The organism is Stenotrophomonas maltophilia group sp. P373, assembly GCF_053295075.1.
Genome location: NZ_CM129994.1, coordinates 4,094,515 through 4,107,749 on the forward strand (window position 1 = coordinate 4,094,515; position 13,235 = coordinate 4,107,749).

The following is a 13,235-nucleotide window of genomic DNA, read 5'->3' on the forward strand; positions in this document are numbered from 1 at the left end:
CAGGATTCGCTCCATGACGGACCAGCCCGACCACCGCCCAGCCCCCGGTACCGCCCTTGGGCCGCCGGCACGCGTGCGCGCGGTGGTGGACGATGGGCGGGGTGACCGCGTGGTGCTGCAGGGCGGCGGCGGCGTGGCGCTGCAGCAGCTGTTCGCCGGCGCCGACGCACCCGAGCCGCTGCTGGCGGCGTTCGCCAACGGCATGGCCACCCTGCCCGGCGAACTGGGTGACATGGGTGACCGCCTGCAATCGGCGCAGGCCAGTGCCGATTGGCCGCGCTACGGGCGCGCGATGCGGCAGTTGATCGACAAGTACATCCGCACCATCGAACAGCATTCGCCGGACGGCCAGCCGGAAAGCCTGCGCCTGTCCGAGCAGCTGCGGCTGCTGCTGGGCGGCGCGGTGGTGGCCCTGCTGCAGCACGACCCGGATCTGCGCGAACAAGCGCAGGCCCTGGCCACGCGCCTGCGCCAGTGGCAGCCGGGCACCGCGCTGGAACCCATCGAACAGGGCGTGCGCGAGCTCGGCCACCAGGTTGGCGTGCGCGCCGAGAGCTGGCAGGAGCAGCAGGCGCTGCTGCTGGAGCTGTTCGCCCTGTTGCTGGAGAACGTGAGCGAGCTGCTGGATGACCGCAGCTGGCTGCAAGGCCAGATCGCGGCGGTGCGCCAGCTGCTGGACGGGCCGCTGGAAGCTGAGGCGGTCGAGCGCACCCGCGCCGAACTGCGCGAAGTGATCTACAAGCAGGGACTGCTGCGCCAGGGCATCGACGATTCGAAGGCGGCGATGCGCGGGTTGATGGGCGAGTTCATCGAGCGCATGGATGGCATGGCCACCAGCACCGGTGAGTACCACGACCGCATCGGCAGCTACGCGCTGCAGCTGCGTGAGGCGCGCAGCATCGCCGACCTCAACCAGCTGCTGCAGGAGGTGATGCGCGACACCGGCAAGGTGCAGCAGCAGGCCGCGCAGGCCCGCGATCATCTGGCCAGCGCGCGGCAGGAAGTGGAACGCGCAGAGCAGCGCATTGCCGAGCTGGAGCAGGAACTGCGTGCTGCCGGTGACCTGGCGCGTATCGATCCGCTGACCCAGGCACTGAACCGCCGCGGCCTGGACGAACTGCTGCAGCGTGAGCTGGCGCGTGCCATGCGCAACAACTCGCCGCTGGGCGTGGCGGTGATCGACCTGGATGATTTCCACCTGACCAACGAGGCGCACGGTCACGCCGGTGGCGATGCTTTGCTGCAGCACCTGGTGGCCGTCTGCAAGCTGCTGCTGCGCGCCACCGACGGTATCGCACGGCTGGGCGGCGACGAGTTCGTGCTGGTGCTGCCGGAAACCCAGGGCGCCGACAGCATGGCCACCGTGCAGCGCCTGCAACGTTCACTGGCGCACCGCGTGCTGACCGTGCAGGACCGACGCGTGCCGGTACATTTCAGCGCCGGGCTGGCGCAGTGGCAGCCCGGCGACGATACCGAGACCCTGCTGCGGCGCGCCGATGACGCGCTGTATGCCGCCAAGCGGCAGGGCAAGAACCGGGTGCAGGCGGGGTGATCGTGGAATGGGGTCAGATCCCTTTCCAACGGGAAAAGGGATCTGACCCCGAGGGTCTACGGGCTTATTTACCGCGCAGCTTCTGCAACCCGGTCACCGCCGCCAGCACGATGGCGCCGGCGATGATGCCGACCACCATGTTGCCCACCGCGCTCACCAGCCAGCCCCACTGCCCTTCGCCGCCCAGCGCCTGCACCGCGTGGTGCAGGGCCGGCACGTTGTGCACCAGGATGCCGCCGCCGACCAGGAACATGGCGATGGTGCCGGCCACCGACAGGAACTTCATCAGCCACGGCGCCGACGCCACCAGGCCTCGACCGAAGGCGGCAATGGCACCGCCCTTGCGCGAAAGGTACAGCCCAACGTCATCGAGCTTGACGATGCCCGCCACCAGTCCGTAGACGAACACGGTCATCGCCAGCGCGACCACGCTCAGGGTGAGGATCTGGTTGGTGAACGACGCAGTGGCGACCACGCCCAGGGTGAGCACGATGATCTCGGCCGAAAGGATGAAGTCGGTGCGGATGGCGCCCTTCACCTTGTCCTTCTCCCACGCGACCATGTCCACCTGCGCGTCAGCCAGCGCCTTGCGGCGTTCGGCCTGGCGCTCGGCATCGTCGTCGGAGGAATGCAGGAAGCGGTGCGCCAGCTTCTCCACGCCTTCGAAGCACAGGAAGGCACCGCCGATCATCATCAGCGGCACGATCAGCGGCACGTTCCAGCCGCGGCTGCGCAGCCAGGCTTCCAACGCACTGATCGCCAGGGCCGCCGGCACCAGGATCACCTTGTTGACCAGCGAGCCCTTGGCCACCGCCCACACCACTGGCAGCTCGCGGTTGGCGTTGACCCCGGTCACCTGCTGCGCGTTCAGCGCCAGGTCGTCGCCCAGCACACCGGCGGTCTTCTTCGCGGCGACCTTGGTGAGCACCGAGACATCGTCGAGCAGGGAGGCGATATCGTCGAGCAGGGCGAACAGGCTGGCACCGGCCATGGGGCGTCCAAGAGAGGGAATGCGCCGATTCTGACCGATCCGCCGGTCTCTGCGATAGCCGCGGGGTTCACCGCATGCCCACCTTCCCCCGGCGACACTGCCGAATCCGGACATTGCCGGCCAGCGGCCGGCACTACCGTCCTTGCCGCATGGGAGTTCCGCTTGAGCAATCCGCCCACCGCCAATGGCAATCCCCCGCTGGTCAAAGGCATGAACCGGCGCAGCCAGATCCTGCGCCTGCTGATGCGCTACCGCCATTCGGGCGTGTTCTCCGGCATGAACCTGGACGCCGCCAGCAACCAGGCCGACGTGCCCGCCGATGGCAACCCGGAACAGTTCGTCAGTGACCTGGAGGCCCTGGGGCCGACCTTCGTCAAGCTGGGCCAGATGCTGTCCACCCGCCCGGACATGGTGCCGGTGGAGTTCGCCACCGCCCTGGAGCGCATGCAGGAGAAGGTGGCGCCGATCCCGGTAGAGCGCATCCACGCCATCATCGAGCAGGAGCTGGGGGTGGGGGTGAACAAGCTGTTTGCCTCGTTCGATCCCGAGCCGTTGGGTTGTGCGTCGATCGCGCAGGTACATCGCGCGGTGCTGCACGATGGCCGCCAGGTGGCAGTGAAAGTGCAGAAGCCCGAAGTGGCCGCGCAGCTGCGCTCGGACCTGGAAGCGCTGCGCAGCTTTGCGCTGGCCGCCGATCACCTGACCCAGGTGGGCCGCCGCGTGCGCCTGCGCGACTGGCTCAACGAGTTCGCAAAGACCCTGATGCAGGAGCTGGACTACCACGCCGAGGCCGAGAACCTGGCACGCTTCGGACGGCATCTGCGGCCCTTCCGCCGCCTGTGGGTACCGCAGCCGATCTGGGACTACAGCAGCCAGCGCGTGCTGACCATGGAGCTCGCCACCGGCGTGCGCGTGGATGCGATCTCTGGCGTGCGCCGCACCGAGCAGGACATGGATCCGCTGGCAGCGGCGCTGATCCGCGGCTATCTGGACCAGATCTTCGTGCATGGCGAGATCCATGCCGACCCGCACCCGGGCAACCTGCGGGTGATGCCCGATGGCCGGCTGGCGATCTTCGACCTGGGCATGGTCGCGCACATGCCGCCGCGCCTGCGCGAGCGGCTGCTGAAGATCCTGTTCGCCGCCGTCGATGGCCGCGGCGAAGAAGTGGCCGACGATCTGATCAGCATCAGCACGCGGCTGGAGGCCTTCGACGAAGAGCGCTACCTGCGCGAGACCGGCCAGCTGATCGCGCGCTACGCCGCCAGTGGCAGCTTCTCCGAAGGCCGCGTGGTGCTGGACATGGTGCGCATCGCCACCGCCTGCGGCCTGCGCACGCCGCCGGAACTGAGCCTGCTGGGCAAGGCCCTGCTCAACCTGGAAACCGTGTGCCGGCTGCTGGCACCGGAGCTGGACACGCGCCGCATCGTCGAGCGCCAGCTGCAGCACGTGATGCGCGCGCGCCTGAAGAAATCCCTGTCGGCGGCCAACATCGCCAGCGAGGCGATGGAGCTGCAGCAGCTGCTGCGCGATGGGCCGCGCAAGCTGTCGGACATCATGGCGCTGCTGGCCGAGAACCGCCTGCAGATGAAGGTGACCGGGCTGGAAGAATCGCGATTGATGGAGAACCTGCAGAAGATCGCCAACCGCGTGGCGGCCGGCATCATCAGCGCCGCGTTGATCATGGCTGCGGCAATGATGATGAAGATCGACACCGACTGGCACCTGTTCGGCTATCCCCTGATCGCACTGATACTGCTGTTGATCGGCGTGGTGCTGGGGCTGGGCATCGTTACCAGTGCATTGCTGTTCGATCGTCGCGCGCGGGCGCGCGAGGAACGCGGGCACCGCTGATGCATTGGCGAAAAGCCGCGTATTCATGCGGTTTTTAATGCAATCCAACGAAGCCTTTCACGCTCGTTTTACCTTCGCGGCGTGATTGCGCGCGCGTCATTCCAACAAACATTTCAGTCAGGTTCGTGCATGCACTATCGGGTCATCGGCCTGTCATGTGGATGTGCTTGCAGCAGCGCCGGTCGGATGGACACGCGTCGGTACGACGTCCATCACCACCACCCCGTCACTGCCGAAGCTGCCTATGCTCTGGATACTGCTGCTGTCGTTGTTGCTGCTGTGCTGGCTGTTCCTCGCGTCCGACAAGTGGGTGTGGTGGAAGGCCGGTGCATTCTCGCTGCTACTGCTGATGCTCAGCGCGTGGTGGCTGATCGACAAACTGTCCGGGGATGGGCTCAACGCCGCCACGCTTTATCACCTCGGCGCCGACATGGAAGGCGCTGGTGTCTCCGACTTCAAGGGCTACATCGCCGGCTTCATCGTGCTGGCGCTGGTCTCGCTGCTGCCGCTGTTTGCCACGCGGGTGAAGCGCTGGCGCCGGCCCGGCCACGGTGGTGCGCTGTTCGCCGGTTTCGCGACCGTGTGGGTGGCCACGATCCTGATCAGTCCGCTGGCCCGTGACGGCCAACGCCTCTACCAGCAGCTGCGCCCGGTCGATTTCGCCCGCATCGCCCCCGAGTACCAGGTGCCGACGCAGCCGTTGCAGCGCCCGCGCAACATCGTATGGATCTACGGCGAGAGCCTGGAACGCACCTATCTGGACGAGGCCGTGTTTCCCGGCCTGATGCCCAACCTCAACCGCCTGGCGTCCGAGTCGCTGGACGTGCGTGGCCTGGCCTCGGCCGAAGGCAGCGGTTGGACCATCGCCGGCCTGGTGTCGTCAATGTGTGGCGTGCCGCTGACCACCTCGCAGGGCGACGAGAACAGCATGGACCGCATGGGCAGTTTCCTGCCCAAGGCGGTGTGCCTGGGCGACTACCTGAAGCAGCAGGGCTACACCAACCATTACCTGGGCGGCGCCAACGGCCAGTTCGCCGGCAAGGGCCAGTTCCTGGCCAGCCATGGCTTTGACGAAGTGCATGACCTGGCATGGTTCAAGCAGCAGAAGAAGATCGGCCGCATCCACTACTCGGCCTGGGGCGTGCACGACGACGTGCTGCTGGACACCGCCTACCAGCGCTTCGAGCAGCTCTCACGCGCCGGTTCACCGTTCATGCTGACCACGCTGACCATGGACACCCACCACCCGGCGGGCCACCTGCCGGTGTCGTGCAAGGGCGAGCGCTACCGGAGCGGGTACGGCAACATCGGCCTGCTCAATGCACTCAAGTGCACCGACCGCCTGATCTCACAGCTGGTCGAGCGTATCCAGGCCAGCCCGTATGGGAAGGACACGCTGATCGTGATCGCCTCCGACCACCTGGCGATGCCCAACGACCTCAGCCACGTGCTGGCCAAGCAGAAGCGCGAGAACCTGCTGCTGTTCCTCGGCGACGGCATTGCCCCGCAGCAGCTCAGTGCCGACGCTGGCACCACCCTGGATTCCGGTGCGACCCTGCTCAGCCTGCTGGACCCGAACCTGAAGACGATGGGCTTTGGCCGCTCGCTGATCGACCCGCAGCGCGCGCCCAGTGCCAGCGTGGCCGCGCGGCGCGATGATGGCCGCGACTACCCGCAGTACCTGGCCTTCGCCCGTTCGCTGTGGCTGGGCCAGCCGACCCGCGAACTGAAGATCGATGGCGATGACCAGGTGGTCGTTGGCCTGCAGCACGTGCAGCCGCCGGTGCTGCTGGAGTACGACAAGGAGTGGGGCTTGAAGTCGGTGTACCTGGAAAACACCTCGCGCCAGTTCGATGATGCCAACCCGGACAACACCCTGGCCTACGTCGACCGTTGCACCGCGTTCGAGGACGGCTCGGCCGATGGTGACTGGTGCGCCCTGCTCGTCAACCGCGACAACGGCTTCAAGCTGTACCGCGACAACGACCTGCGCGGTGGCATCGCGGTGGATGCACCGCTGGATACGCTCCAGGGCCCGCGCCCGAGCGTGCGCCAGGCACACATGATCACCCAGAAGGGACGCCGTACGCGTGCCGGCCAATACATGCTGCAACTGGTGGCGAGCACGCGCCCGGACCGCGGTTTCTGGATCGAAGCGGTGTCCTCGCAGCGCAAGGTGGTACTGGCCCAGCAGTGGGTACAGCCCGATGCCAACGGCAAGATCAACGTGTCGTTCGGGTTGGATCACGAAGTGGACGATCTGGAGATCCGCGCGTGGTTGAACCACGCCGAGAAGCTGGCGGTGGATACGTTCGCACTGGTGCCCTCGCGCAGCCGACCGCGGGGGTAGGGCTATTTGCAGGGCTGCGCCCTGCACCCGCTACAAACCGGAGCAACGGCAACAGCGACAGCGTGCATTCCGTGGTTGGGCGGGGCGGTGTCGGAGTGCGGGGACGCCGTAAATCCGTCCCTGGAGGCTTGGCAGCCGCATCCATGCGGCTGACACCCCGCACTCCGACACCGCCCCACCTCTGACAGAGTCCTGCGGCTGTCGGTAGGTGTCGACCTTGGTCGACACTTTTGTCAGATATCGAAATCAATCTGGGGTCAGATCCGTTTTCCTCCGGAAAACGGATCTGACCCCAAAAGCAATTCCAAAAGATCGCGGAAAACTGGCGAAGGCGGGGTGGGTCCGGTTGCGGGAGTGTCCGCGGCATGGATGCCGCGGCCAAGCCCCCATGGACGGGTTTACGGCGTCTCCCGCAACCGGACCCACCCCGCCATCCCTCAGGAAGCCAGCTTTTGCTGTTGCTGTTGAAGTTGCCGGCCAGCGGCCGGCACTACCGCGGGTGCAGGGCGCAGCCCTGCAAAGAACCCCCTACTCCTGCGGATCGCGGATGATGTGGATGTCGGTCGGGGTCGACAGCGGAATGTTCCGCTCGGCCAGGATCTGCAACAGGCTGAAGTACAGGTCGCTGCGGGTGGCGTACACCTGCCGCGGGCTGGCCACGTAAGCGAAGCTGTTGATGGTGATCTGGCCACCGGCAATGCTGTCGATGTAGACCGTCGGTGCCGGCTGTTTCAGCACGTTGGTGTGCGCGGCGTACGCATCCAGCAGCGCCTGCCGCAGATTGCCGACATCCGTGCTGGGCGGCACCGCGAACTGGATCTGGATGCGGCCCTGGTTGTTGCCCATCGTCATGTTGCGCACGGTCTTGGTGACCAGCTCGGAGTTGGGCACGATCAACGTCGACTTGTCGCCCACCTGGATCTCGGTCGATCGCAGGCTGATGCGGCGGATGTCGCCCTCCTGGTCGCCCAGCTTCACCCAGTCGCCGATCTTCACCGGCCGCTCGGCCAGCAGGATCAGGCCGGAAACAAAGTTCTGGGTGATCACCTGCAGGCCGAAACCGATACCCACCGACAGCGCGCTGACCAGCAATGCCAGCTTGCTCAGCTGCAGGCCCATCGCCGACAGCGCCCAGATCACCGCGATGATGATGCCCACATAGCGGGCAACGGTACTCACCGAATTGCGCGCGCCCAGATCCAGCTCGGTCTTGGGCAGGTAGGTGTCGGTCAGCCAGCGCTGTACCAGCTGGGTAACGGCCAGGCCAGCCAGCAGCACCAGCACCGCCAGCACGATGCGCACCGGCTCCAGCTTGGTTCCGCCAATGTCGAATCCAGAGGTGAACAGCGAGGAGAAGCGGTCCACCACCGCGCCGATGTTGCCGAACGGTGCCACCAGCGCCAGCAGCGCGATCAGTACGACGATGGTGCGCAACGCCGCCGACAGCAGCACGCCCGCCTGTTCCAGCCGCGATACGCTCAGGCCGGTGCTGAGCAGGATGGTCTGGCCGACCTTGCTGTCGGCGTTGAGCATCCAGGTGCTCAGGTCATCGACGAACTTGAACAGCAGGGTTGCGGCCAGCACGACGATGCTGCCGCCGATCAGCTGCTGGTTCACGAACTTGGCGAAGTTTAGGTAGCCCAGCAACGTGGCAACGATGGCCGCCACCACCGCGATATTGCCCGCTACCCGGGCCAGCACCAGCCAGCTGCTGCGGCGCACGGGCGTGGTTGCCCCCACGCCATCGGCCTGTGCTTCCAGCTTGGCCTCGGCCTCGGCGGTCTGCCGGCGATGCAGGCGCGCCAGGGTCACCAGCATGGCCATGATCAGGCCGAGGTAAGTCAGGGCAATCAGGCCGTCCAACGCCACCGTGGTGACGTCGCTGGTGCGCGTAGCCTGGTCGAGGGCCACCAGCACCGTGCTCAGCCAGGCCAGCGCCGCCGCGCCCCAGGCATATTTGCGCAGCTTCAGCGCGGCGGTGTCGTCCAGGTTCAACAGCCGCCATGACGGGCGCTTGGGCACCAGCAGGCAGGCGCTGAGCGCGGCAATGAACGCCGCACGGAAGGTGGCGGTCTCCAGGCCGTCGGCCACGACCTGCAAGCGCGGCGCGATGGCATCGATCGCATCCAGCGCCGCCATCAGTACCACCACGGCATAACCGGGCAGCAGCGTGCCCACCAGCAGCAGCCACATCGCCAGGCCAGACCGGCGCAGTCGTCCATCAGGCGCGCGCTCGGACGCGGCGAACTGCCGCCCCAGCCTGCGCAGCCACAACCGCAGCGGGAACATCATCACCAGCGCGGCCAGCAGGCCCAGCAACGGCCTGCCCCAGCCATGGGTGCGGATGCCGGCCACCAGCGCGTCACGCCCCTGCTCGGCCAACGGCGCAACGCGCGCGATATCGATCGGCAGGCGCTCGGCCACCTTGCTCCACAACGCAGGCGACAGCGGCGAGGCGACCTTCTGGCCCAGTTCTTCCGTACGTTGTGCGGTGCGCTGCTGCTCGATGTCCGCCGCCAGCTGCTGTGCACGCACGGCACTGGCCTTGGCCTGCGCTACCGACGCGGCCAGGCCGTCGCGCTGCCTGGTTATGGCCCGTCGCTGCGCTGCCAGCTCCGGCGGCTCCGTGGTGCCCTCGGCAGGCGTCCCCAGCTGCGCCAGCTGCTCGTTGATGCGATCCAGCTGGGGCTGCAGTGCCTTTTCCAGTGCCTCGGCGTCACGCCGTGCCTGCGAGGCATTCTCGGACAGCATCGCCAGCGTCTCGGTGGCTTCCGCATCGCCACGTTTGCGCTCGACATCCTTCAACCGCGAATCGATGTCCGCCAGCTGTTGCTTGGGCGTGGGGTCCTCCTCCTGCGCCAGCACCGGCGCGGACAGCAGGAAGGCAGTGCACAGCAGCAGGGCCCACCAGGGCCCTCGTGCACGGATCGATCGCAGGAAAGAAGACACGCAGCCACACCGGTTCGCGCGGACCACCGCGCCTGCGCGCGACTATACGGCAGAGGCGGTAAAGGACGGATGGGGGACGCGCAGCAGTATCAGTACTTCAGGCGCAGCTCTTCCACGGTCGGCTGCTGCAGCGCGTACCAGTCCTGGAACTCTTCCTCGGTGATCTCATCGGGCGCATATACCGCCACCGGGTGCCACTCGTGGTCGGTCGGCAGTGGCTGGCGCGGGCCGGCCCGCAGGCTGTAGCTGACGCCCTCGTAGTCGACCAGATCATCGACCTGCGGCCACTGTTCGCGTGCGAACGCGGATTCACTCTTCAACAGGATCACCTGGTACATCGGCACCTCCACCTTGGTTGGATCAGGAAAACACGGCGCTGGCGGCAGGATACCGCCATGCCGGTGACAACAGGCACGTCGCAGCGGCGACGGATCGTTCTGGACACGGCCATCGCCCCGGCTTCACCCGCCCATGGCGAGCCCATCGGCATCGTGGAGGCCCGCCCCTGCCACGATGACCGATGACCGAGCACCCGCCGCTGAAGACCGTCGCCGACCTCAAGCTGCCGCGCTACCTGGGCACCTGGTACGAGATCGCGCGCCTACCGATGCGCCACGAGCCGGAAGGCTGCACCGATGTGTCGGCGCACTACACCCTGCTCGACAACGGCAATGTCGGCGTCACCAACCGCTGCCGCATGGACGGCGAGATCGAAGAGGCCACCGGCGAGGCCTGCGCCGTCGACAACGACAGCGCGCGCCTGGAGGTCAGTTTCCTGCCCAAGGGCCTGCGCTGGCTGCCGTTCGCCAAGGGCGACTATTGGGTGATCCAGGTCGCCCCGGACTACAGCGTCTCGCTGGTCGGCAGCCCGGATCGCAAGTACCTGTGGCTGCTGGCGCGCGAGCCACGCCTGGACGCGACCGTGCAGGACCATTATCTGGCCGCGGCCCGCCTGCAGGGCTTCGATCTGTCCGAACTGATCCAGACCCCGCATACCGGCCACCCCACCGCCTGAGCACGACCACGCATGGACCTGAAAAGTGGCTACCCCTGGTGGGCAGTGCGCAACGGACTGCTGCAGGCCTTTCCCCCGCTGGAGCAGGATCTGCGCTGCGACGTGCTGGTGGTCGGTGGCGGCATCACCGGTGCGCTGATCGCCGACGAACTGTCCGCCCACGGCCACGAGGTGGCGGTGATCGAGCAGCGCGACATCGGCTGGGGCAGCACGGCGGCCAGCACCGCGCTGTTGCAGTACGAGATCGATACCCATCTGCTGGAACTGGCCGAGCGCTATGGCAAGGATGCCGCCGCCCTGGCCTACCTTGCCTGTGCCGACGCGATTCCGGCACTGGCTGAAGTGGCACGCGGGCTGAAGGAGGTGGACTTCCGGCAGATGGACAGCCTGTACCTGGCCAGCCGGCGGCGCGACGTGCCGCGCCTGATGGCCGAAGGAGCTGCACGCCGCGATATTGGACTGGACGCGCGTTGGCTGGACCGCGAAGCCCTGCGCGAACGCTTCGACGTGGATGCCGGCGGCGCCCTGTTGACCCGCCAGGCGGCGCGGGTCGATCCCTACTGCCTCACCTACGGCCTGCTCAAACGAGTGCGCCGTCGCGGCGGCCATGTGCACGACCGCACCGTGCTGCACACGCTCAGGCCTGGCGCGCAGGGCGTAACCGCGATGACCGAGGCCGGCGCCACGGTCCGTGCCCGCCACGTGGTCCTGGCCATGGGCTACGCCAACCAGCGTTGGCTTGAACAGCGGGTCGCGCGCAACCGCAGCAGCTACGCCTTCATCACCGACCCGATCGATGCGGACACGCTGGGCCGGCTGCAGCGCACGATGGTGTGGGAGAGCGCACGCCCGTACCTGTACCTGCGCGCCACCGGCGACCGCCGCCTGCTGGTGGGTGGGCTGGACGACGCCATCGATATCCCGGCGCGGCGCGACCGGCGCGTGCAGCGCAAGGCCGAAAAGCTGATGGATCAGCTGCTGCACTGGTTCCCGCAGCTGGACCCGGTGCCCGCCTTTTCCTGGGCCGGCACCTTCGCCGAAACCGCCGACGGCCTGCCCTTCTTCGGCCCGCACGCGCAGTGGGGGCCGCGGGTCCATTTCGCCATGGCCTACGGCGGCAACGGCATCACTTATTCAATGATCGGCGCCCAACTGCTGCGCGCCCGGATCGAGCGGCGCAGGCATGCGCTGGAAGGGCTGTTCGGGTTCGGGCGGCTGTGACCTGCAGCCGGCAGTGGCCGGCTCTACCCCAGTCCGGCGCCGACAGGCATCATTCAAGCAACCCCTGCTAGCGTCGGCCTGTACCGCCGCGTGTTGCGTGGCCACCTGTCCGCTGGAGCGCCGTCATGATCCGCCCCCTGACCCTGCTGCTGTGCCTGGCCCTGCCGGGAACCGTGCTGGCCCAGTCCGCCGCCGGCGCCACCGCGCCGCAGGCTGCCGGCCTGGACCTGACGCTGCCGCAGGCGCCGATGCGCTATCTCAACGACCCGGCCCTGCAGCAGGACCCGCCCGGCACCTATTACGGTGACAAGAGCGGCCCGCGCGTGCACGACGACGCGAAGATCGCCGACGTCACCGACGACAAGGTCAAGGTGTCGGGCAGCTTCACCACCGGCATCGGCTATTCCAAGAACGGTGGCAACAGCCACTACAACGCGGCCACGCTGAACCTGAGCAAGAACTACACCACCGATGAGGGCAAGACCCACGGGGTCAACGTCAACATCCACGTGAGCGAAGGCAAGGGACCGGGCTTCTTCGGTCCGTATGGCGGCTATTACGGCCGCGGCCCGGGCTATTGGGACTACCCGCCGCCGTACGGCTGGTAAGCTCCGCGCCGGGCCCGGGCCGACCCAGGTCGGCCGCTACCGCTGCGTACGCTTGGTAGGTGTCGACCTTGGTCGACACGCTTTCTCCCCGTGAGCCGGCCAGCGGCCGGCACCTACCGGCACGCGAATCAATCCAGCCAGCCATCGCGCTCGCTGTGCAGGATGCGGCCGTCATAGCCGCTCAGGCGCACCTCTACCTTCTGGTTGCGGGCATTGCGGGCTTCCAGCGACCAGGTCGCACCATCGCGTTCCAGCGAATGGATCTCGCGCAGGCCATGCGACTGCGCCCGTGCCAGCACCTGCTCGGTAGTCAGCAGCGCGCGGCCGCTGTGCTCGTCGAAGATCTCGCCGGTCTTCGGGTCCACGTAGACCTCGCTGAAGCGGCCATCGGCGCGGCTCACGTCGGCCTCCCACAGGCCATCATCGCGTTCGATCTCGTGGATCTGGGTGTAGCCGGCCTTGCGCAGGGTCTGTTCAACCTGGGCCATGCCCAGCGGCGCGGCCTGTACGGCCGGCGCGACGGCAAGCAGGGCAACAGTGGCGAGGGTGAGCGACTTCAACATGGGGGTTCTCCTGTTCGTGGCCGGACCATCCCGGCAACGCCACGATGTATGGCCCGGTTAACAGCGCCTTAGCCGTGGCTGTTAGCCGGCTGTTAGTCATTCCCGGCACACTCGCGCCTGAACCCCTCATTC

9 protein-coding genes and 1 pseudogene are annotated in these 13,235 nt (G+C 67.3%); 6 read left to right on the forward strand and 4 right to left on the reverse strand.

Annotated elements, in window-relative coordinates; all coding sequences use genetic code 11:
• The first annotated feature begins 13 nt into the window (after positions 1 to 13).
• Positions 14 to 1,552 carry a diguanylate cyclase domain-containing protein gene (locus ACSYHF_RS19000; protein WP_447575928.1) on the forward strand — a complete coding sequence of 513 codons (1,539 nt, stop codon included), beginning with the start codon at positions 14 to 16 and terminating at the stop codon, positions 1,550 to 1,552.
• A gap of 64 nt (positions 1,553 to 1,616) precedes the next feature.
• Here the strand turns inward: ACSYHF_RS19000 and ACSYHF_RS19005 are convergent, their stop codons facing one another.
• The gene (locus tag ACSYHF_RS19005; RefSeq protein ID WP_005419938.1) at positions 1,617 to 2,543 is read right to left on the reverse strand and encodes a DUF808 domain-containing protein; all 927 of its coding nucleotides are present in this window, start codon (positions 2,541 to 2,543) and stop codon (positions 1,617 to 1,619) included.
• 207 nt (positions 2,544 to 2,750) lie between these two features.
• Here ACSYHF_RS19005 and ACSYHF_RS19010 point away from each other — a divergent pair.
• Both ACSYHF_RS19010 and ACSYHF_RS19015 read left to right on the forward strand, forming a co-directional pair.
• Positions 2,751 to 4,397: pseudogene (locus tag ACSYHF_RS19010) on the forward strand (ABC1 kinase family protein); the annotation flags it as partial.
• 244 nt (positions 4,398 to 4,641) lie between these two features.
• Positions 4,642 to 6,747, forward strand: a complete 2,106-nt coding sequence (locus tag ACSYHF_RS19015) for a phosphoglycerol transferase I (protein ID WP_111129211.1) — start codon at positions 4,642 to 4,644, stop codon at positions 6,745 to 6,747.
• Between the two features lie 528 nt (positions 6,748 to 7,275).
• Here ACSYHF_RS19015 and ACSYHF_RS19020 read toward each other — a convergent pair.
• Together ACSYHF_RS19020 and ACSYHF_RS19025 are read right to left on the reverse strand one after the other, a co-directional pair.
• On the reverse strand, positions 7,276 to 9,696 hold the full coding sequence (locus tag ACSYHF_RS19020; RefSeq protein ID WP_197598695.1) for a DUF3772 domain-containing protein: 2,421 nt from the start codon (positions 9,694 to 9,696) through the stop codon (positions 7,276 to 7,278).
• Positions 9,697 to 9,785: 89 nt separating this feature from the next.
• On the reverse strand, positions 9,786 to 10,034 hold the full coding sequence (locus tag ACSYHF_RS19025; protein WP_005419952.1) for a hypothetical protein: 249 nt from the start codon (positions 10,032 to 10,034) through the stop codon (positions 9,786 to 9,788).
• 182 nt (positions 10,035 to 10,216) lie between these two features.
• Here ACSYHF_RS19025 and ACSYHF_RS19030 point away from each other — a divergent pair, with 182 nt between their 5' ends.
• From ACSYHF_RS19030 to ACSYHF_RS19040, 3 genes are all read left to right on the forward strand, one after another.
• A complete protein-coding gene (locus ACSYHF_RS19030; protein ID WP_005419954.1) occupies positions 10,217 to 10,711 on the forward strand; it encodes a lipocalin family protein in 495 nt (164 codons plus the stop codon).
• Positions 10,712 to 10,723: 12 nt separating this feature from the next.
• Positions 10,724 to 11,932, forward strand: coding sequence for an NAD(P)/FAD-dependent oxidoreductase (locus tag ACSYHF_RS19035; RefSeq protein WP_447575929.1), 1,209 nt, complete (start codon positions 10,724 to 10,726; stop codon positions 11,930 to 11,932).
• A gap of 125 nt (positions 11,933 to 12,057) precedes the next feature.
• Entirely contained in the window at positions 12,058 to 12,540 is a 483-nt protein-coding gene (locus ACSYHF_RS19040; protein ID WP_019661543.1) for a hypothetical protein, read from the forward strand.
• A 128-nt stretch (positions 12,541 to 12,668) separates the two neighbouring features.
• Here the strand turns inward: ACSYHF_RS19040 and ACSYHF_RS19045 are convergent, their stop codons facing one another.
• Positions 12,669 to 13,103: a PepSY domain-containing protein gene (locus tag ACSYHF_RS19045; protein WP_065178854.1), complete on the reverse strand. Its 435-nt coding sequence runs from the start codon at positions 13,101 to 13,103 to the stop codon at positions 12,669 to 12,671.
• Between the last annotated feature and the right edge of the window lie 132 nt (positions 13,104 to 13,235).

Bases quoted from the DNA above. Each gene is read 5' to 3' on its own strand.
- ACSYHF_RS19000 (WP_447575928.1), top strand. From the start codon at position 14: ATGACGGACCAGCCCGACCACCGCCCAGCCCCCGGTACCGCCCTTGGG.
- ACSYHF_RS19005 (WP_005419938.1), bottom strand. From the start codon at position 2,543: ATGGCCGGTGCCAGCCTGTTCGCCCTGCTCGACGATATCGCCTCCCTG.
- ACSYHF_RS19015 (WP_111129211.1), top strand. From the start codon at position 4,642: ATGCTCTGGATACTGCTGCTGTCGTTGTTGCTGCTGTGCTGGCTGTTC.
- ACSYHF_RS19025 (WP_005419952.1), bottom strand. From the start codon at position 10,034: ATGTACCAGGTGATCCTGTTGAAGAGTGAATCCGCGTTCGCACGCGAA.
- ACSYHF_RS19030 (WP_005419954.1), top strand. From the start codon at position 10,217: ATGACCGAGCACCCGCCGCTGAAGACCGTCGCCGACCTCAAGCTGCCG.
- ACSYHF_RS19035 (WP_447575929.1), top strand. From the start codon at position 10,724: ATGGACCTGAAAAGTGGCTACCCCTGGTGGGCAGTGCGCAACGGACTG.
- ACSYHF_RS19040 (WP_019661543.1), top strand. From the start codon at position 12,058: ATGATCCGCCCCCTGACCCTGCTGCTGTGCCTGGCCCTGCCGGGAACC.
- ACSYHF_RS19045 (WP_065178854.1), bottom strand. From the start codon at position 13,103: ATGTTGAAGTCGCTCACCCTCGCCACTGTTGCCCTGCTTGCCGTCGCG.